The sequence below is a fragment of the Actinomadura chokoriensis genome (genome assembly GCF_039529475.1).
Classification (GTDB): Bacteria; Actinomycetota; Actinomycetes; order Streptosporangiales; family Streptosporangiaceae; genus Spirillospora; species Spirillospora bangladeshensis.
In genome coordinates, this window is the sequence record NZ_BAAAMW010000047.1 from 1 (window position 1) to 19125 (window position 19125).

Below are 19125 nucleotides of genomic sequence, written 5' to 3' on the forward strand. Positions count from 1 at the left end.
GGCGCGGCCGGCTGCGGCGGGGCCGCGACGGGCGGACGCGGCGGTGCGGGTGCGGGCGGCGGGGCCGCGGCCGCGGCGGCGGCGATGCCCGCGGTGAGGGCCACCGACGCGGCGGCGGTCGTGGTGAGCAGGCCGAGAAGCCTTGTCGACATCCTCTGGTCTCCTAGGATCGATGACTTCGATCTGTCACCGATCCACTACCCAGAGTGATCAAAAGGCAACCTGCACTCAGCGGCGCTCGTCCACCAGCATGGTCTGCAGGGCCCGGCCGAACTCGCCCGACCGGTCCGCGAGGGTCGCCTGGCAGAGGGCGCTGCCGCCCGCGCTCGCGTCCAGGGACGCGGCCATGCACAGCCACTCGCCGACCGGGTCGCGGTGCAGGGCGACCGTCAGGTCGGTGTTGATGATCAGCCACTTGGAGAGGTCCAGCTGGCTGCCGACGCCGGACGCGCTGTCGGCCAGCGTCAGCGCCCGGACGAGCGGCGTGTCGGTCTCTCCGGCGACCAGCGGGACGCGGGAGCGCGCCCAGGCCGTCCCGGGGCCCGGCCGGCCGAACCCGCCGTCGAGCAGCCGCCACTCCATCGCCGACAGGTAGCCGCCCACGTGGAGGTCGCGCCACTTCTCGAACGGCGGCGTCGAGTCGGGGAGGGGCGGCGGGGGCGCCGCGTGGACGACCGAGTCCAGGTGGGACGGGGCGGCCAGGATGCGCCAGGCGGTGGCGCGGACGACCGTCCGCCCCTCGTGGCTGATCTCGCCCTCCAGGTGCGCGACCCTCCGGCCGGGGCGGACGACCCGGACGGCCACCCGCAGCTCGGCCACCGGGACGGGGCTCAGGATCTCGACCGTCACCCGGGCCACCCGGGTGCCGGGCGCGGGGTCGTGCCGCTCGAAGGCCCGTCCGATCAGCGCCGACACCGGGCCGCCGTGCTGCAGGGCCGGCGACCAGGGGCCCGCCGTGGCGGCGGTACTGGCGAACCGGTCGTCGCCCAGCGGCTCGTAGAACGCCTCGGCGGGCGCGTCCTCGCTCATGCGGCTCCTCCCCACGTCCTAGAACATCATTCTAGACAGGGTTCAGGTGCAGAGCTTCGAGGTGGCGGTGCCCGTCTCGATCCCGGGCTCGGCGGACGGCGACGCGCTCGGCGCCACCTTCACCTTCTCCACGCCGTCCCAGTTCGCGCCGACCATGACCTGCACGCGCGAGCCCAGTGCCGACACCTTCTTCAGCTTCGCCCCCGGGATCGCGGCGGCCAGCGTCTTGGCCGAGTCCGCCCGGTCGGGTCCGTACTGGATCTGGGTGGTCTGCAGGCCGCGCCGCGCCACGCCCGGCGCGACGGTCACCTTGAAGCCGAGATCCCGCAATTGGCCGCCCGCCTTGGTGGCGAGGCCGCGGGTGCCGATCGCGTTCAGGACGCGGACGGAGATGTCCTCCGGCGGCACGGTCAGCGCGTCCTCGGGCTTCTGCGTCGGCGAGGCGCTCGGCTTCGCGGCCTGCTGGTCGAGCGGCTGGTCGCGCCTGATCCGGGTGAACAGGTCCTGCGCCTTGCCCCGGTCCCACTGGACGGTCGACTGCGCGGTGGCCGCGTTCCACAGGACGGTGTTGTAGTCGGGGTTGGACAGCGGCACGTTCGCGAACGTGACGTCGTCGGTCGACAGGTCCTTCATCTGGTCGGCGAGCTTCGGCAGGTTGTCGGCCAGCTTCTCGTCGACGCGCAGCGACTTCAGCGACGCGTTCAGGAACCTCGTCGACTTCACCGGGTCGCTCAGCGTCTTCGTCGACAGCGCCTGCTTCATCATCGCCGCCATGAACTGCTGCTGCCGGTCGATGCGGCCGAGGTCGCTGCCGCCGGTCAGCGTGTAGCGGGCGCGGGCGAAGGCGAGCGCCTTCAGGCCGTCGACGTGGGACGTGCCGGCGGGCAGCTTCAGGCCGCTCTTCGGGTCGTCCACCGCCTGCTCGGTGCAGACGTCGACGCCGCCGAGCGCGTCCACCATGCGGACGAACCCGTAGAAGTTCACCTCGACGTAGTGGTCGATGGCCACGCCCGTCGCCTGCTTGATCGTGCTGACCGTGAGGTCGGGCCCGCCGAACTGGTACGCCCAGGTCAGCTTGCCCGGACGGGCCGGGACCCGCGTCCCCTTCGCGCCCTCCGAGCCGTTCGACTCGTGCGAGGGGATCGTGACGTAGGAGTCGCGCGGCAGGCTCACGACGGACACCCGGTCGTGGTCGCGGGACACGTGCACGAGCAGCATCGTGTCGGAGCGCTCCCCGGCGTCGTGGCCGAGCTTCGCCGCCTTCTGCTGCGCCTTCGTCAGCCCCTCGCGCCGGTCGACGCCCGCGACGAGGATCGTCATCGCGCCCTTCGGGTCGCTCCCGCCCCTGCCGAGCCCGTTCACCGACACCTTGTCGATCATGCCGGTGACGTAGTTCTGGAACGCCCACGCGCCGCCCGAGGTCAGCAGCACGACCGCCGACATCGTCCCGGTCAGGGTGAGGAAGCGCTTCTGCCGGCGGGCGCTCATCGCGGCGCGCGGGCTCAGCCCCCGGCCGGGACGGCGCGGGCCGCGGGGGCCGTCCACCGTCACCCGCGGCGCGGGCATCCCGTCGATCGTCACGCCCTCGATGCCGGCGCCGCCGTCCTCGTCCGGGACCGGCCGGGCGCCCGGCCGCGGCCGGAAGTAGCGCTCCAGCGGGTCCGGCTCCGCCGGGCGGCCCTCGCCGCGGCCGCCACCGCGGCGGTCGCCGCGACCCGAGTCGTGCCCGTCTGCCATGCCGGCCGCCGCCTCCCGAAGATCACGTTCCGCCGTGCGTCCCACCACTCTAAAGTGGGGAGCGCCCGTCCGTTCGCTACCTGGACCTCGTGTCCTTGCAGTAACGTGGCGCCGTCTTGACCACACCCCGGCGGCCCGCACGCGAACCTGGGTGGCGTGGGCTGCGTCAGGCAAGCGAGCAAGAGAGGAAGGGGCGCCCGCCTCCGGTCCCTCCGGCCGGCGCGCGTCCGCGAGCCCACATGAATTCGTCTCCCCGTGCCCACCGCGCCATGAACCAGGAAACCCAGTACGCCGTGAAGACCCGTCCCGACTCCGGTGAGCGCACCTGGCCGGCGGTGTCGGTGGTGATGCCCGTCCTGAACGAGCAGCGCCACCTCGCCGAGGCCGTGCGCGGCATCCTGACCCAGGAGTACCCCGGCGAGCTGGAGCTCGTGCTCGCGATCGGGCCGTCCCGCGACCGCACCGAGGAGATCGCCCGGAAGCTGGCCGCCGAGGACCCGCGCGTCCTCGTCGTCGCCAATCCGACCGGGCGCACCCCGCAGGGCCTGAACATCGCGATCAAGGCGTCGCAGTACTCGATCATCGTCCGGGTGGACGGGCACTCGCTGCTGCCCGCCGACTACGTCCGCGCGGCCGTCGAGACGATGGAGGAGACCGGCGCCGACAACGTCGGCGGCATCATGGCGGCCGAGGGCGTCACCCCGTTCGAGAAGGCGGTGGCGCGGGCGATGACGTCCAAGCTCGGCGTCGGCAACGCCCGGTTCCACACCGGCGGCGAGGCGGGCGAGGTCGAGACCGTCTACCTCGGGACGTTCCGGCGCAGCGCGCTCGACCGGGTCGGCGGCTACGACGAGACGTTCGTCCGCGCCCAGGACTGGGAGATGAACCACCGCATCCGGGAGACCGGCGGCCGCATCTTCTTCACCCCGCGGATGCGGGTCACCTACCGGCCGCGCCCGAACCTGCGGGCGCTCGCCAAGCAGTACTTCCACACCGGGCGCTGGCGGCGCGTCGTCGGCCGCGAGCACCAGGGGACGCTGAACCTGCGCTACCTCGCCCCGCCGATCGCCGTGGTCGCCATCGCGGCGGGCGCCGTCGCCGGGCTGTTCGGGTTCTGGCCGGGCTGGATCCTGCCCGGAGGGTACGCGGCCGCGATGATCGCGGGCGCCGCCGTGGAGGGACGCGGGCTGCCGCTCGCGGCCTGGGTGCGGCTGCCGCTGGTGTTCGCCACCATGCACCTGACCTGGGGCGTCGGGTTCCTGACCAGCCCGCCGCGGCTCGGCCAGCCCACCCCGGCGAAACCCGGCGAATCCGTCCAGTAGCGGGCAGAAGGTAAATCCACCATCGAACCGGCGTGCGTTTCCGCACGTCTGAGGGTTAGGTTGGCGGGATCTTGCCCGCCGACCGGGCACTGGAGGGTGGACATGTCCAACGGAGCGCGCCACGGTCTCGGCGTGGTGGCCGGCCTCGTGCTGGCGCCGATCATCGCGGTGAGCCTCATGTACGGCACGAACAAGCTGCGCATGGTCATGACGTTCGGCTACGCGCGGTTCCGGAGCTACCACGGCGACGAGCTCTGGATCGGCGCCGGGCTGATCCTGCTGGCGGCGATCCTGCTCGGCCTCCTGACGGGCAGCCGCCTGTCGCCGGTCGCCTCGCTGATCCCGGGCGCCGCGTTCACGCTCGTCGGCCTGATCTGGTTCGCCTCGCCCAACTGGGCGGTCCAGCACGCCGGCCGGGACGTGATGACGCGCGACATGTACTTCGGCTACACGACGCTGGGCTCGATGGGGATCCTCTTCCTGCTCGGCGTGCTGCTCCTCGTGGCGTCGCTGGCGCCGTCCCGGTGGAAGGCCCGCGCCGCGGCCGGGGCCGCGCCGCGCTTCGCAGGCCCGCCGCCCGCGCCGATGGGCCCGCCGCCGATGCCCGGCGGCCCCGCCCCGATGGGGGCGGCCCCGATGGGCGCGGCGCCCATGGGCGCGCCCCAGCCGCCGCCGTCGCAGAGCCCGTCCTGGCAGGGCGCGCCCCAGGCGCCCCAGGCCCAGTTCGGCGCGCCGCCCGCCCAGCCCGCCGCGTCCAACCCGCCCCCGCTCCCGGCCGCGCCGCCCGCGCCGCCGGCCCAGGAGAAGAAGCAGGAACCGTCCATCGAGGGCGGCTCGGACGACGACGAGCCCGGCGAGTGGACGCGCATGTACGGCGGCAACCGCCCGAAGTGATCGAGTCCGGGATGTGATCATCCCGGTATGCGGATTTCTGTACGGTGGGCGGGCTCTTCCACCCCCCACCGGACAGGAGCCGGCCCATGAACAACGCCGCCCGGCACGGAATCGGCACGCTCATCGGCGTGGTCGCCACCCCCCTGATCGCGGGTTGCCTGGCCTACAGCGTCGACGACGTGCGCGTATCGGCGTCCCGCGCGCTCGCCGCGAAGGCGAACGGCCTCCCCGCCGAGAGCGCCCCGAGCGCGGACTGGGCGGCCCTGGCCGTCCTGCTGGCGGGCGCCGCGGTGATCGGCCTGGTGGTGAACGCGCGGTTGTCCCCGCTCGCCTCGCTCGTGCCCGGCGTGCTCCTCTCCGCCGTCGGGCTGGCGTGGTTCATGGAGACGGTGTGGATGGTCGAGAACTCCACGCCGGAGTTCGTACCGGAGGACTTCTTCGGCGGCTACACGAACATGGCCGCCAACGGCACGTTCACCATCATCGGCATCGCGCTCCTCGTGGCCTCGGTGCTGCCCGGACGCTGGCGCGGCACCCGTCCCGAGACCGCCGCCCCTGCCGTCCCCGCCGCGCCGAAGGAGGCGCGGCCGGACGACGACGTGATCGCGTCCTAGCCGTGGGCGGGCCGCGTCAGACGGCCGCGAGGACGCCCGGGACGTCGTTGACCACCATCGCGTCGAACCCGGCCTCCGCGTAGGTCGGCGCCGCCTCCGCCGACGGGCACCACGCGATCGTCTCCAGCCCGGCCTTGTGCGCGACGTCCACGCAGTGCTCCAGCGGACGCAGCCGCGTGTCGGGGTGCTCGATGCCGCACGACCCCGTGTGCACGGCGACGGCGTCCAGGCCGAGCCCGGCGGCGGCCGGGACGGCGTGCCACAGCGGGAACCGCAGCCACGTCAGCAGCCCCAGCGGGACGCCGGGCACCTCGTCCCGCAGGAACACCAGCAGCGACGGGTCGAACGACGTGACGAGCAGCGGGCGCCGCTTCGCCTCGCGCCTCAGCACCGGGACGAGCAGCGCGCCGGTGCGCCGGGACGGGTCGTCCAGCGCGTCCTCCAGGACGGTCTTCACGTCGACGTCGACCGCGACGTCCGGCGGGAGCGCGTCGAAGATCTCGGTCAGCAGGGGGAGGCCGCTCGCGGTCGCGGGCAGGTCGACCAGGTGGTCGCCGTCGACCGTCGTCGGGTCGTGCCGCAGGACGAGGTGGTCGTCGGCGGTCCGCGTCACGTCGATCTCGACCCAGGACAGCCCCGCGGCGACGGCGGCCAGCAGGGACGGCAGCGTGTTCTCCGAGACGGGGGCGGCGGCGCCGGGCGGTGTCGGGTCGCCCGACCCGTAGCCGCGGTGCCCGATGACCGTGGGGGTGTCGTCGAAGATCAAGGGTTCACCTCGCCGGCGAGATGTTCGGCCAGGACGGCGTCGAGCGGCTGCGTGACCTTGAGGTTGCGCTCGCTGCCGGCGACGACGCGGATGGGGACGTCCGGCAGGTAGCGGTGCACGATCCCGCAGTCGTCGGTGGCCCGCAGGCCGGGATCGGCGAGCGCCAGCTCGTACGCCTTGCGGATGGTGCCGAGCCGGAACCCCTGCGGCGTCTGGAACCGGTTCAGCGTCTCGCGCGGCGGCATGGAGGCGACCACGCCGTCCTCCACCACCACGATCGTGTCGGACGACGGCACGCCCACCGCGACGGCCTCGCAGCCGTCCAGCGCGGCCAGCACGCGGTCGATGACGGGGGCGTCCACGAACGGGCGGGCCGCGTCGTGGAACAGGACGCGGACGTCGTCGGGGCGGCCGTCCAGCACCCGCAGCGCCGCGACCGTCGACGCGGTGCGCGTGTCGCCGCCCTCGATGACGGCGGCCGTCTTGCGGAACGGCGCGGCGATCGCGGCGGCGTCGCGCAGATGCCCGGCCGCCATCACGACCACGACCTCGTCGACGCCGGGGTGCGCGTCGAACGCGCCGACCGCGTGCGCCAGGATGGGCCGCCCGCCGACCTCCATGAGCTGCTTGGGGCGTCCCGCGCCCATGCGCGCGCCGACCCCGCCGGCGAGCACCACCGCAACCGTCCGCGTCGCCATGTCTCCCGATCTTCCCGGCCGGTCCCCCGGGCACACCCGGGCCGTGCTCAACGTACCGGACGGGCCCGGCGCGGGGCGGGCGAAGCCGCTTGCACCGCCCGGGAACGCCGGATCGAGTATGGTTGCTTCGCCGTGCCGGAGTCCGTGCAGGCGGTGCCGGCACCGCTCCACCGCGACGCACGCGACGCCACCGGGCGCCGTGCCGCGCCGAGGGCCCGGCTCGTTTCGCGCGTGACGCATCGGCCGCCGACGTCGGCGTCCGGGCCCCGGCGGCGGGCGCGCCGCCGCGGTGCGCACGGACAACACGGACAGATCGACCGGGAGGAAGAGGAAGCATGATCGGCATGGTGCTGGCGGCGGGTGCGGGCCGGAGGCTGCGGCCCTACACCGACACCCTCCCGAAGGCCCTCGTCCCGGTGGACGGCGAGACCACCATCCTGGACATCGCCCTCCGCAACCTCGCCGAGGTCGGGCTGACCGACGTCGTCATCGTCGTCGGCTACCGCGCGTCCGCCGTCCAGGAGCGCAAGGCCGCCCTCGAAGAGCGGTACGGCGTGCGCATCACGCTGGTTCACAACGACAAGGCCGAGGAGTGGAACAACGCCTACTCCATGTGGCTGGCTCGGGAGCACTTCTCCAAGGGCGTCCTCATGGTCAACGGCGACACGGTCCACCCGGTGGGCGTCGAGAAGACGCTACTGGCCAACCGCGGGCCGGACATCCTCCTCGCAGTGGACGATGTGAAAACTCTCGCCGACGAGGAGATGAAGGTCATCCTCGACGGCGAGGGGCACCTGAAGACCATCACCAAGCTGATGGACCCGTCGGCCGCCGGCGGCGAGTACATCGGCGCCACCCTGATCGAGCCCGCCGCCGCCGAGCCGCTGGCCGACGCGCTCAAGGCCACCTGGGAGCGCGACCCCGACCTCTACTACGAGGACGGCTACCAGGAGCACGTGAACCGCGGCGGCCGCATCGGCGTCGCGCCGATCGGCGAGGTCGACTGGGTCGAGGTGGACAACCACGACGACCTGGAGAAGGCCCGCCGGATCGCCAAGGGCTACTGACCCGACGGCCGCCGGTTCCAGGCGCTCCACCGAGCGAGGAGGCTCATGCCCCTGCTGACGCGGATGCTGAACGCGCCGCTGTCCATCGACGTGCGGCGCGGTGCCGTCGCCGCCCTCGGCGACCTGCTCGCCGACCGGCGCATCGTCACCGAGGGCCGGGTGGCGATCGCGGTCGGCCCCGGCCAGGGCGACCAGATCGCCGCGCACGTCCGGCCGTCCCTGTCGGCCTGCGACATGTTCCGGGTCGAGGGCGGCACCGTGGACGTGGCCGTCGAGCTGGCCGCCAAGCTGCGCGCCGGGTCCTACGAGGCCGTCGTCGGGATCGGCGGGGGCCGGACGATCGACGCGACCAAGTACGCGGCGACGCTGTCGGGCATCCCGATGGTGTCGGTCGCGACGAACCTGTCCCACGACGGGATCTGCTCGCCGGTCGCCTCGCTCGTGCACGACAGCGGCAAGGGCTCGTTCGGCGTGGTGATGCCGCTCGCGATGATCATCGACCTGGACTACGTGCACGCCGCGCCGCCGCGGCTGATCCGCGCCGGCATCGGCGACGTGCTGAGCAACCTGTCCGCGGTGGACGACTGGCTGCTCGCCGCCGAGCAGTGCGGCGAGCGGGTCGACCGGATGGCGCTCACCGTGGCCCGCACCGCGGCCGAGGCGCTGCTGCACCAGCCCGGCTCGATCGAGTCGGACCGGTTCCTCACCGTCCTCGCCGAGACCCTGGTCCTGTCGGGGATGTCGATGGCGTTCGCGGGCGACTCCCGGCCCGCCAGCGGCGGCGACCACGAGATCATGCACGCCATCGACCAGCTCTACCCGGACACCGCCAACCACGGCGAGCTGGCCGGGATCGGCGCGGCGTTCTGCTACCACCTGCGCGCCACCCGGCTCCGCGCGGACGAGGCCGGGGCGGCCTCGACCGGCGCGGCGTCGGCCGACGGCGCGGCGGAGCGGCTGCACGAGATCCTCGACTGCCTCGGCCGGCACGGGCTGCCCCGCCTCCCCGGCGACATCGGGCTGTCCGTCGAGCAGTTCACCGAGGCCGTCCTGCACGCCCCGCAGACGCGGCCCGGCCGCTACACCATCTTGGAATACCTCAATCTCGACAAGGGCGAGACGCGCAAGGCGGTGGAAGAGTATGTCCAGGCCCATGGAGGCTGAGCTCCCCGGATCCTCCGCGGACCCGTCCGGCGACGACGGCGATCACCGGCCGCACCGCAAGGGCGCGAAGGTCGCCGACGTCCGCCGGTACGGGCAGCCGCCCGGGCTGAAGGACCGGCGCAACGAGGAGCACTGGGCCGGGCGCCTCTACATGCGCGACCTGTCCCCGTACTTCGGATGGATCGCGCTGCGGCTCGGCTTCAGCCCGAACCAGCTGACCTACCTGATGATGGCGAGCGGCGTCGTCGCCGGCCTGGTCGTGTCGCTGCCCGTCGACCCCCTGTGGACGGCGATCGGCGGCGCGGTCCTCATCCAGGTCTACCTGCTGCTCGACTGCGTGGACGGCGAGGTCGCCCGCTACCTCAAGCAGACGTCGGTGGCCGGGGTGTTCCTCGACCGGATCGGCCACTACCTGTCCGAGGTGTCGCTGCTCATCGGGCTCGGCTTCATGGCGCAGGGCGGCTGGAAGAACGGCGGCTGGGCGGAGCTCGGCCTCGTCGCCGCGCTCGGCGCCGCGCTGATCAAGGCCGAGACCGACAACGTCGTCGTCGCCCGCGCCAAGTCGGGGCTGACCGCCGACCCGTCCGGCGGCGACCGGGCGCTGCGGCCCCGCTCGACCCGCATCGCGCTCGCCCGGCAGGCCGCGTCGATGCTGCGCCTCCACCGGATCATCGGCGCCGTCGAGCTGTCGCTGCTGATCCTCGCGGCGGCCGTGCTCGACACCGTCCTCGGCAACGAGACCCCCGTCGCGGTCCGCGTCCTCATGGTCGCGGTGGCCGCCGTCGCCGTCCTGCAGACCCTGCTTCACCTGGTCAGCATCCTGGCCTCCCGGAGACTGAAGTGAAACTGTCCGTCGTCGTCCTGACCATGGGGAACCGGCCGGAGGAGCTGGCCCGCGCCGTCCGCAGCGCCCTGGAGCAGGAGCATGTGGACGTCGAGGTCGTCCTCGTCGGCAACGGCGTCGACCCCGTCGGCGACCGCGCCGGCGCCGCGCCGTTCGACGACGAGCGCGTCAAGACCCTCAGCCTGCCGACCAACCTCGGCATCCCGGGCGGGCGGAACCGGGGCGTGGAGGCGTCCTGCGGCGACGTGATCCTGTTCCTGGACGACGACGGCTGGTACCGCTCCACCCGGCTCGGCGCCCACCTGCGCGACCGGTTCTCCGCCGAGCCCGACCTCGGCGTGGTCTCGTTCCGGGTCCGCGACCCGGAGGGCGGGCGCGGCGAGCGGCGGCACGTCCCGCGGCTGCGGGCCGGCGACCCGGAGCGCTCGTCCGCCGTCACGACGTTCCTCGGCGGGGCCTGCGCGATCCGCCGGGCCGCGTTCGACGCGGGCGGCGGCCTCCCCGAGGACTTCTTCTACGCCCACGAGGAGACCGACCTCGCCTGGCAGATCCTCAACGCGGGCTACCGCATCGTCTACGACGCGTCGGCGGTCATGTTCCACCCGGCCGTCCTGCCGACGCGGCACGGCATGTTCTACCGCTACAACGCCCGCAACCGCGTGTGGCTGGCGCGCCGCAACCTCCCGTGGCCGCTGGCGCTCACCTACCTCGCGGTGTGGGTCGGCATGACCGTCCTGCGCGAGCGGAAGCCGAGCGCGCTCAAGCCGTGGTTCAAGGGCTTCGCGGAGGGCTGGCGCAAGCCCGCCGGGCCGCGCCGGCCCATCTCCTACCGCACCGCCTGGCGCATGACGCGGACGGGCCGCCCGCCCATCATCTAGCGCCCGCCGTCCGGCGCCCGTCCCGGCGCCCGCTCTAGGGCGTCGTGACCGCGGCGAGGATGAGGTGGGTGAGCTCGTCGATGATGTCGTTGAGCGGGATGTCCTGGTCGCGGGCGGACCAGTGGTGGACGAGGTTGTTGACCGCGCCGATGATCGCGATCATGGTGAGGCGGTAGTCGCGGTCGATGGCCTCGCCGCGCTCGACCGCCTCCCGGGCCATCGTGGTGAGCGAGTCCTCCCACTGGCCGCGCCAGCGGAAGCGGTGCTGCTCCAGGCCTGCGCTGACGCCGATGACCTCGACGAACGCGATGCGGGCCCAGCGGGGGTCGCTCGCGGTGACGGTGACGAACGCGCGGACGGCGCGCTCCACGCGGGTCCCGAGGCCGGCGCCGGACGCCCCGGCGTAGGCGGCGGCGAGGGCCTCCGCCGCGCGCTGGTTGATGCTGCTGTGCAGGGCGGTGAGGAGTTCCTCGCGCCCGGTGAACTCCTCGTAGAAGTTGCGGGTCGACACGCTCGCCGTCGCGCACAGCCGCTCGATGGACGTCGCCGCGTAGCCGCGCGTCCCGAAGAGCTCGAGCCCGGCGGCGAGCAGCCGCTCCCGCCGCTCGGCGCGGCGCTCCTCGGCCGACCGGCCGCCGTAACTGCGCCTGGGTGCGGGATTCCGGCCGCTCATCGATCTCCGTTCACCCGTGCGAAAGGGGGCATCGTCAGCCTAACCCGCGCGGACGGGCACCAATCACCCTCTTCGTGCCTCCCCCCGGGGCGTCCCCGGGAGGCTCAGCCGGTCAGCAGCGTGTCGCGCCATGCGGGATCGGCGGTGAGGACGGTCAGCCGCTGCGTCGCGCGGGACACCGCCACGTAGAGGACGCGCAGCCCGCGCGGCGACTGCGCGGCGACGGTCTCCGGCGCGACGATCACGGCGGCGTCGAACTCCAGGCCCTTGGCGTCCAGGACGTCCAGGACCTGGACGCGCTCAGGCAGCCCCGCCCCGAGCCGCTCCCGGTCGGCCTCCGACCATGCGACCCCGCCGCCACGACCGGCCGCGCTGGTCATGCCCGCCGTGCCGGCGGTGCCGGACATGCCAGGCGTGGTGGCCTCTTCAGGCGCGGCAGGGGTGTCGAAGAGGGAGGTCTGGCCGTCCTCCGAAGCCGGGTGCTGCGGCTCGGGCGCCGTGCCGGTGCCGTCTGCGGACATCGGGACGATGACGCCGATGGTGCCCTCGACCTGGTCGAGGAGCCGCTCGGTCGCCTCGCGGGCGGCGGTGGGGAGGCCGGGTTCGGGCACGACCTGGACGACCGGCTCGATCCCCGACGTCCGGACGGCGCGGGCCGGACGGGCCTCCGGCAGGGCGCGGGCCAGCACGCGGGCCGACACGGCGGCGATCTCGGTGGAGTTGCGGTAGTTCGTCGTGAGTTCGTACTCGTGCCGGGTGCGGGGCGCGGGCTTGCGGGTGCGGCGCCGGCCGCGGGACGGCTTCTCGCCGCCGAGCGCGGACTCCATCGCCTGCCGGGCGGCGTCGAGGTCCTCCCAGGCGCTCTGGGCCGGGTCCTCGACGATCGTCCAGCTCGCCTGGCGGCCGCGGCGGCCGAGCATGCGCCACTGCATGGGGGAGAGGTCCTGCGCCTCGTCCACCACGATGTGCGCGTATTCGGGGCGCTCCTCCACCACGCCGTCGTCCACGCGCCGGGCCCGTTCGAGGCGCTCCATGGACGTGGTGAGCTCCTGCATCTCCGGCTCCCAGGTCTCGTCCACGACCTCCTCGCCGGTGAGGATGTTGACGCCGTCCACCACGAAGGGGTCGTCCTCGGACGGGGCCCTGCGGCGGCGGGACGGCCGGGGCGGCGGGCCGAGCAGCGCGTCGAGTTCGTCCAGCAGCGCGACGTCCTGGTAGCTGAGCGGGGCGTCCCCGGCCCAGGACGCGGCGAGCGGCTCGATGTCGGCGCGGTCGAGGTCGCGGCCGGCGGCGGCGCGCAGCCGGGCCGGGTCGCCGAGCGAGCGCAGCACGTCCAGCGGCCGGCGGATCGGCCACCAGGCGACGAGGAAGTCGGTGAACGTGCGCTGCTCGCGGACGCGCGCGTCGAACTGGGCGCGCTTCGGGTCGCCGTTCTGCCGCCCGCGTGCGGCGGGCTCCTCGTCGAGAGAGGCGAGCCCGTCGGCGGCCAGGATCGCGTTCCACAGCCCGGTCTCGGCGCTCTCCTCGGCCTCGGCCGCCTCCATCCCGCCGACGTCGTCGAAGCGGCGCCAGAGCGCGTCCAGCAGCATTTCGGCGGCCCGGCCGCGCGAGGCGTTCACGCTGCCGCGGCTGCGCCGGTGGAGGTCGTTCCTGATCCGGTCGAGGCGGGCCCGGTCGAGGGTGACGACGATGCCCTTGAACACGACGCGCAGCTCGCCGGGAGCACCGGGCGCGTGGTCGGCGACGGCGCGCCGCAGCAGCGGGACCATGGCGTCCGCGCCCTTGATGCGGGCGAGGCGGGGCGAGTCGTGGACGGTCGCGGTGGCGCCGTCGACCAGGTCGCCGAGCGAGCGCAGCGTCGCCGAGCCCTCGCCGAGCGACGGCAGCACCCGCTCGATGTAGGCGGTGAACCGGCGGTTCGGGCCGACGACGAGGACGCCGCGCGAGCCGAACCGGCGGCGGTGCCGGAACAGCAGGTAGGCGACGCGGTGCAGCGCGACGGCCGTCTTGCCGGTGCCGGGGGCGCCGCGCACGAGGACGGTCCCCTCGGCGGGGGCGCGGATGACCTCGTCCTGCTCCCGCTGGATCGTCGCGACGATGTCGCGCATCGCGCCCTCGCGGGCGCGGGCGAGCGAGGCGAGGAACGCGCCGTCGCCGACGATCGTCATGCCGTCGGCCGCGTCCGGGTCGAGGAGGTCGTCCTCCAGGTCGACGACCGTGTGCCCGCGCGAGTGGAGCACGCGGCGGCGGACGACGCCGCGCGGGTCCTCGGGGGTGGCGCGGTAGAAGTCCTCGGCGGCGGGCGCCCGCCAGTCGATCACGAGCGAGTCGTGCTCGCTGGTCCGCACGCCGATGCGGCCGATGTAGCGGACCTCGCGGGAGCCCTGCTCGCCGGGGGCGAGGTCGAGCCGGCCGAACACCAGGCCGTCGTCGGCGATGTCGAGGGCCTGGGCGCGCAGCGCCGCCTGGTGGACCATCGCGTCCCGGTCCACGAGCGAGCCCTTGGTGCCGGCGAGCGACTGCCGGTAGCCCTCGCGGATCATGGCCTGGGCGTCCGCGCGCATCTCCTCCAGCCGCGCGTAGGCGACGTCGACGTAGCGCTGCTCGGCGGCGATCTCTTGATCCTTCACCGTGCCGCCGGGACCGGTCGGCCGCCCGGTGACCTGGGACGACATGCAGGCTGCTCCTCGCACGTGGGTCGCGGCCGGGGACGTTCCCCCGGCACCCCCGAAGGGGCGAAGGAGACAGCTTATTCGGTCGGCCCCGGGTTCAGCGCGGAGCGGAGCCCCTGGAGGAGCCCCGGACGGCTGCGGCCCGCCCTGACGTGCAGCTCGCCGGGCGGGCGCGCCAGCGAGCGGTCCAGCGCGTCGAGGAGAGCGCGGGGCGACGCCGCGCCGTCCAGGTGGACGCAGCGGATCGTCACGCCGCGCCCGCCGTACTCCCGGAAGAGCGCCTCGGCGTACGCGGCGACGGCCCCGGACGCGGCGGCCGCCGCCCCCGCCCGCGGAGGCGGTGCGCAGAGGACGAGTTCCCCGGCGCCGCGTTCGAGCATGCCGGGCAGCGTGGCGCGCACGATGTGCATGGTGCCGTACACATCGGTGTCGAGAACCTGTTTCACCTCGGCGGGCGGCTGCTCCAGCGCGGACCCGGCGGGCGCGGTCACGGCGGCGTGCACGACCCGGTGGACGGGCCCGGTCACCGCCAGGACGTCCAGGACGGCCTTGGGATCGGTGACGTCGCACGTCCGGACGTGCATGTTGGGGGAGCGCAGCGCCGTCTCCGCCAGCCCCGCCCCGTCGGCGTCCACCGCGACGACGTCCCACGCCGCCGCCGCGAGCCGCCGCGCCGCGAGCGCGCCGAGGCCGCCCGCCGCGCCCGTGACCAGCGCCGTCCGCTTCACCGGCGCACCTCCTCGGCGCCGTCGAAGACCATCTGCAGGTGGCCGACCGTGCTGCTGCTCAGCGCCCGCGCCCGGTCCAGCCCCAGCCCGCGCAGCTCCTCCGCGACCGGGTGGTCGCCCAGCACGACCTTCGCCCCGCCCGGACGGGTCCGCACCTCGGACGGCGTCAGCGTCCACGGCGTCCGGCGCGTGACGCCGTCCATGCACGAGTACGCGTCGACCTTCGGCGCGGCGGTGCCGGCGGGCATCGGCGCGCCGGGCTTCACCGCGACCTCGATCACCGTCCGCCCGCCCAGCCGCACCGCGCACCGCTTGACGCGCCCGGCCAGGTCCATGGGGATGTCGGCGATCTCCTTGGGGAAGCCCCAGATCGTCCGCCCGGCGTCCAGCGTGAACTCCTGGTTGACCGGCAGCCAGTGGATGAACGCGCCGACGCCCCGCAGCCGCCCGAACACGCCCGGGGGCTCCGCGCCGGGCGGGCGCACCAGGAACGCGACGGCGAACTCGTGGTAGGGACCGAGGTCCCCGTCCGCGTACCGGACGAAGGCCAGCGAGCAGATCGCCCGGCCGGGCACCGGCTCGGCGATCTCCAGGCCGCTGTAGGCGATGACGGCCTGGGCGGCGCGGGCGGGCACGGCGAACATCGCCGACCCGACGGCGGCGTCCCGGATCCGCACCGGGAGGGTGACCCGCTCGCCCTGGACGGCATGCGCTTGCACGGTGCTTGTCACACCGCTTAGTAGAACAGGTTCTTGTTTTGCTGCCAAGAACCGGGGCCGTCAGCCCTTCTCCACCGCCGTCCGGATGCGGTCGAGGGTGGCGCGCATGCCCGCGCGGTTCACCGCGGCGCGCCGCTCCGCCGGGACCCCGGTGAACACCTTGCCGAGGACCGACACGAACGCCGCGCCACGGCTGTCGCGGCGCAGGTCCTCCCAGTACTCGGTGAGCCGCGTCCGGGGTGCGGACGGGTCGTCCGCGACGTCCTCGAAGCGGTACCCCCACAGCGCGACCGGCATCCCGAAGCTCGACACCCGGAACGCGAACGCCTGCCCCGGCACCGCGGCCGTCACCTGGCATGTGGTGAACCACACACGCCAGCCGATGCGGTTGAACCCGACGAACCGCGCGCCCGGTGCGATCGTCCGGCCGCGCAGCCAGACGGCGAACACCTCGGGGCTCCACTCGCGCATCCGCCGCACATCGGCGACGGCCGCGTACACGTCGGCGGCCCGCGCCGCGACGGCCGTGCTCTCCTCGACCACCCACTCCCGTTCCATGCCGCGATCATCGCACCTCATGACCATTCGGTCATAGCAGGTGCGCGTACTCCGCCCGCCAGGACGCGTACCAGGCCCTGAACCAGGGGTGCGGCTCGGCCAGCGGGACGATGTAGGTGAGGGTCTCGGCGTAGTAGCGGCGCTGGAAGTCCGGCGGCATCCGGTCGAGGGTCTGCACGTTGCTGACCCGGTCGGCGAGCTTCACCAGGACCGCCTCGGCCGGGGCGCCGCCGAGGCGGCGCAGGTAGGCGGCCTTGGCGGCGCGCTTGGCCTGGCGCCCGCCGCCCGCCGCGGGCGGCTTGGTGACCCAGTCGACCAGTTCGGTGACCTCCGGGCCGAACGCGTCCTCCACGTCCCGCAGCGTCGCGGGGGTGTCCTCGACGACGTCGTGCAGGACCGCGGCGGCCAGCACGGCGGGCGCGGTCACCCCGGCCCCGCGCACCAGGACCTCCAGCGCTTCCAGCAGGTGCTCGGTATAGGGGGCGCCCGTGGGACGCTTCTGGTCGCCGTGCCAGCGCTCGGCGGCGGCGACGGCCCGGCCGAGGGCGTCCGCGTCGATCGGTGCGCCGGACGCGGCGATGTCCGCACGGGCCGTGTCCCAGCCGTGCCAGCGGGTGAAGACCTCCACGGTTCGTCTCCGTTCTGTCGCGCGGGCGTCCCGCGCACGGCATGGTGGGTGTCGTCGCATCACAGTATTCAGCGGAGGGAGGCGGCGCGGTCGTGGTCGCGAGCCGGCAGCGGCCCGGTGGCCGACCGGAGTCCGTGGGCAGGGTCCGCGTCGCGCTCGGTCTGGTCTCCGCGGCGGTCGCCGTGGTGCTGTGCGTCGTGCTCGTCGACACCTACGTGCTGCGCGCCGAGTGGTGGCAGGTCCGGCACACCGTGACCGGCGAGCCCGTCACGCCGCAGCGCGAGGTCGGGCCGCCGCCCGGTCCGCTCGCGCTGAGCTGGGAGAGCACGACCCGCATCCAGCACGGCGCCGCCGGCGGCTACGACGGCGTCGCCTACCAGGTCGCGCAGGGGCAGGTCGTGACCGCCTCCGGCCACGGGCTGGAGGTGCGCGACGCCCGGACGGGCGGCGACCGCTGGAGCTACCGGCGCAACGGGTGGACGCTGCTCGGCTGGACGTCCACGCGGTCCCGGCTCGTCGCCTACTTCGAGCGGAACGGCGACCGCGCCGACCGGGTGCTCGTCGCGTTCGACGCGCTGTCGGGCGGGCTGCTGTGGCGGCGCGAGGGCGAGCGCCCCGCCGCGGTGTCGCGGACGACGCTGCGCTGGCCCGCCGGGTCCGACATCGTCCTCACCACCGACGAGAAGCACCGCACGCTGTTCGGGGTCTCCGCGGTGACGGGCAAGCGGGTGTGGCGGCGGCCGCTGCCGCGCGGCTGCCGGCTGTTCGAGGGCGGCGCGCACCCGTCCGACGGCCGCGAGGACCTCGCCGCGTTCGGCCTCGACTGCCTGGAGGACCAGCGGCCCGCCGTGCGGGAGGACCGGCGCGAGGGCGGGCGCGGCGGCGCGCGGCCGGAGGGGCGGCGCCGCAGCCGGCTGCTCGCGGTCGACCCGGCGAAGGGCACCGTCCGCTGGGAGGAGCGGCTCGGCTCCAAGGAGTCGCCCGAGGTCTCGATGCTGGACGGGGTGACGCTCGCCTCCGACGGCACGGCGCTGCGCGCGTTCACCGAGGACGGCGACCAGTTCGGCGCCTGGGAGGGCGACGGGGTGTGCGGCGACCTCATGTGCCCGGGCGTGCTGACGCCGGGGCGCCTGGTGGTCGTCTACCACCCGCGCGGATCCTCCGACAGCACCCGCATGGAGGCGGTGGACGTGCCGTCCGGACGCGTCGAATGGGGCCGCGACGTCCCCGCGTACGCGGCGCTCACGCAGGCCGGCGGGCACGTGTTCGCGCTGCGTCCGCGGCTGTCGGAGGGGCTGCTGCCCGCGGGCGTCGACATCGTCGAACCGGACGACGGCGCCACCACCACCGCGCCCGCGCCGTTCTCGATGGACCCCGACCTGCCCGGCGCGCGGCCGTGGCTGGCGGCGGCGGGCGGGCTGCTGTACGTGGCCGTCCCGCAGGCGGCGCCCCGCCCGGACGGCGCGGCGCGGCTGCTCGCGCTGCGCGGCGGACCGGCCGGCACCGGCCCCGCCGAACTCGGCGGCGTCCCCCTCGCCGACTGGCCGGACGCCTGCTCGCTGCTCACCGCGCCCGACCTGGCCGCGGCGCGGCTGGACGGCTACGTCGCCGAGCCGAGCCGCGCGTTCGCCGGGCCGGTGCGGCTGCCGCGCCCGGTGTCCTGCACGTACGAGCCGCGCAAGAAGCCCAAGAAGAAGCCGAAAGATGGGGACGACCCGGAGGCCGGGAGCGCGTCGCCGTCTCCGTCTCCGTCGCCGTCCCCGACATCGTCCCCGACATCGTCACCGGCCGGGACGGGGTCGCCGAAGCCGTCGGCGAGCCCGATGGAGGAGGCCGATCCGGCCGTGCGGGGCCTCACCGTGAGCGTCCGGTGGGTGGCCGAGACCGGCGAGGCCGCCTCCCGGATGCTGGACGCCCTGCAGGCCACGCAGTCGCAGGCCCGGCGGCGCCGCGACATCGGCGCGGATGAGGCGTACGAGATCGGCCCCACGGCCGGGATGATCGCGCTGCGGGTCGGCCGGTACGTCGTGGTCGTCGAGGCCAACCGCCCGCCGGGGGCCGCCGCGCGCATCGCCCGGTCGGTGGCCTACCGGCTGCACCACCCGCCCCGGCCGTCCTGACCGGGCGGGGCGGC

At 74.5% G+C, this 19125-nt stretch carries 18 protein-coding genes; 8 read left to right on the top strand and 10 right to left on the bottom strand.

Going from position 1 to position 19125, the window contains the following annotated elements; translation table 11 throughout:
• Nucleotides 1-228 precede the first annotated feature (228 nt).
• Both ABFX46_RS42120 and ABFX46_RS42125 read right to left on the bottom strand, forming a co-directional pair.
• Nucleotides 229-1029, bottom strand: a complete 801-nt coding sequence (locus ABFX46_RS42120; protein WP_346050050.1) for a thioesterase family protein — start codon at nucleotides 1027-1029, stop codon at nucleotides 229-231.
• A 42-nt stretch (nucleotides 1030-1071) separates the two neighbouring features.
• Complete coding sequence (locus ABFX46_RS42125) at nucleotides 1072-2766, bottom strand: LCP family protein (RefSeq protein WP_346050052.1); 1695 nt, start codon at nucleotides 2764-2766, stop codon at nucleotides 1072-1074.
• A 269-nt stretch (nucleotides 2767-3035) separates the two neighbouring features.
• On the opposite strand from ABFX46_RS42125, the gene ABFX46_RS42130 reads away from it, so the two are divergent.
• The 3 genes from ABFX46_RS42130 (at nucleotide 3036) to ABFX46_RS42140 (ending at nucleotide 5596) form a co-directional block, all read left to right on the top strand.
• Complete coding sequence (locus ABFX46_RS42130) at nucleotides 3036-4088, top strand: glycosyltransferase family 2 protein (RefSeq protein ID WP_346050054.1); 1053 nt, start codon at nucleotides 3036-3038, stop codon at nucleotides 4086-4088.
• A 102-nt stretch (nucleotides 4089-4190) separates the two neighbouring features.
• Nucleotides 4191-4982, top strand: coding sequence for a hypothetical protein (locus ABFX46_RS42135; protein ID WP_346050056.1), 792 nt, complete (start codon nucleotides 4191-4193; stop codon nucleotides 4980-4982).
• A gap of 86 nt (nucleotides 4983-5068) precedes the next feature.
• Entirely contained in the window at nucleotides 5069-5596 is a 528-nt protein-coding gene (locus ABFX46_RS42140) for a hypothetical protein (protein ID WP_346050058.1), read from the top strand.
• A 16-nt stretch (nucleotides 5597-5612) separates the two neighbouring features.
• Here ABFX46_RS42140 and ABFX46_RS42145 read toward each other — a convergent pair whose 3' ends face one another.
• The gene (locus ABFX46_RS42145; protein ID WP_346050060.1) at nucleotides 5613-6362 is read right to left on the bottom strand and encodes a glycerophosphodiester phosphodiesterase; all 750 of its coding nucleotides are present in this window, start codon (nucleotides 6360-6362) and stop codon (nucleotides 5613-5615) included.
• Nucleotides 6359-7060, bottom strand: coding sequence for a 2-C-methyl-D-erythritol 4-phosphate cytidylyltransferase (ispD, locus tag ABFX46_RS42150; RefSeq protein WP_346050062.1), 702 nt, complete (start codon nucleotides 7058-7060; stop codon nucleotides 6359-6361). The genes ABFX46_RS42145 and ispD overlap by 4 nt, the downstream gene beginning before the upstream one ends.
• 335 nt (nucleotides 7061-7395) lie before the next feature.
• On the opposite strand from ispD, the gene ABFX46_RS42155 reads away from it, so the two are divergent.
• From ABFX46_RS42155 to ABFX46_RS42170, 4 genes are all read left to right on the top strand, one after another.
• Nucleotides 7396-8127: a phosphocholine cytidylyltransferase family protein gene (locus tag ABFX46_RS42155; RefSeq protein WP_346050064.1), complete on the top strand. Its 732-nt coding sequence runs from the start codon at nucleotides 7396-7398 to the stop codon at nucleotides 8125-8127.
• A gap of 63 nt (nucleotides 8128-8190) precedes the next feature.
• A complete protein-coding gene (locus ABFX46_RS42160) occupies nucleotides 8191-9291 on the top strand; it encodes an iron-containing alcohol dehydrogenase family protein (protein WP_346050092.1) in 1101 nt (366 codons plus the stop codon).
• Nucleotides 9281-10135 carry a CDP-alcohol phosphatidyltransferase family protein gene (locus ABFX46_RS42165; RefSeq protein WP_346050066.1) on the top strand — a complete coding sequence of 285 codons (855 nt, stop codon included), beginning with the start codon at nucleotides 9281-9283 and terminating at the stop codon, nucleotides 10133-10135. Before ABFX46_RS42160 ends, ABFX46_RS42165 begins: the two co-directional genes overlap by 11 nt.
• Nucleotides 10136-10158: 23 nt before the next feature.
• Complete coding sequence (locus ABFX46_RS42170) at nucleotides 10159-11013, top strand: glycosyltransferase family 2 protein (RefSeq protein WP_428831378.1); 855 nt, start codon at nucleotides 10159-10161, stop codon at nucleotides 11011-11013.
• 34 nt (nucleotides 11014-11047) lie between these two features.
• Here ABFX46_RS42170 and ABFX46_RS42175 read toward each other — a convergent pair whose 3' ends face one another.
• From ABFX46_RS42175 to ABFX46_RS42200, 6 genes are all read right to left on the bottom strand, one after another.
• Complete coding sequence (locus tag ABFX46_RS42175; RefSeq protein WP_346050070.1) at nucleotides 11048-11686, bottom strand: TetR/AcrR family transcriptional regulator; 639 nt, start codon at nucleotides 11684-11686, stop codon at nucleotides 11048-11050.
• Between the two features lie 104 nt (nucleotides 11687-11790).
• Nucleotides 11791-14361 carry a HelD family protein gene (locus ABFX46_RS42180; RefSeq protein WP_346050072.1) on the bottom strand — a complete coding sequence of 857 codons (2571 nt, stop codon included), beginning with the start codon at nucleotides 14359-14361 and terminating at the stop codon, nucleotides 11791-11793.
• A gap of 74 nt (nucleotides 14362-14435) precedes the next feature.
• Nucleotides 14436-15086 carry an SDR family NAD(P)-dependent oxidoreductase gene (locus ABFX46_RS42185; protein ID WP_346050074.1) on the bottom strand — a complete coding sequence of 217 codons (651 nt, stop codon included), beginning with the start codon at nucleotides 15084-15086 and terminating at the stop codon, nucleotides 14436-14438.
• Nucleotides 15083-15817: an acetoacetate decarboxylase family protein gene (locus tag ABFX46_RS42190; RefSeq protein WP_346050076.1), complete on the bottom strand. Its 735-nt coding sequence runs from the start codon at nucleotides 15815-15817 to the stop codon at nucleotides 15083-15085. The genes ABFX46_RS42185 and ABFX46_RS42190 overlap by 4 nt, the downstream gene beginning before the upstream one ends.
• Nucleotides 15818-15865: 48 nt before the next feature.
• Nucleotides 15866-16363 carry an SRPBCC family protein gene (locus tag ABFX46_RS42195; RefSeq protein WP_346050078.1) on the bottom strand — a complete coding sequence of 166 codons (498 nt, stop codon included), beginning with the start codon at nucleotides 16361-16363 and terminating at the stop codon, nucleotides 15866-15868.
• A 31-nt stretch (nucleotides 16364-16394) separates the two neighbouring features.
• Entirely contained in the window at nucleotides 16395-16991 is a 597-nt protein-coding gene (locus ABFX46_RS42200; RefSeq protein WP_346050080.1) for an HD domain-containing protein, read from the bottom strand.
• A 134-nt stretch (nucleotides 16992-17125) separates the two neighbouring features.
• Here ABFX46_RS42200 and ABFX46_RS42205 point away from each other — a divergent pair, with 134 nt between their 5' ends.
• Nucleotides 17126-19111: an outer membrane protein assembly factor BamB family protein gene (locus ABFX46_RS42205; RefSeq protein ID WP_346050082.1), complete on the top strand. Its 1986-nt coding sequence runs from the start codon at nucleotides 17126-17128 to the stop codon at nucleotides 19109-19111.
• The last annotated feature ends 14 nt before the right edge of the window (nucleotides 19112-19125 follow it).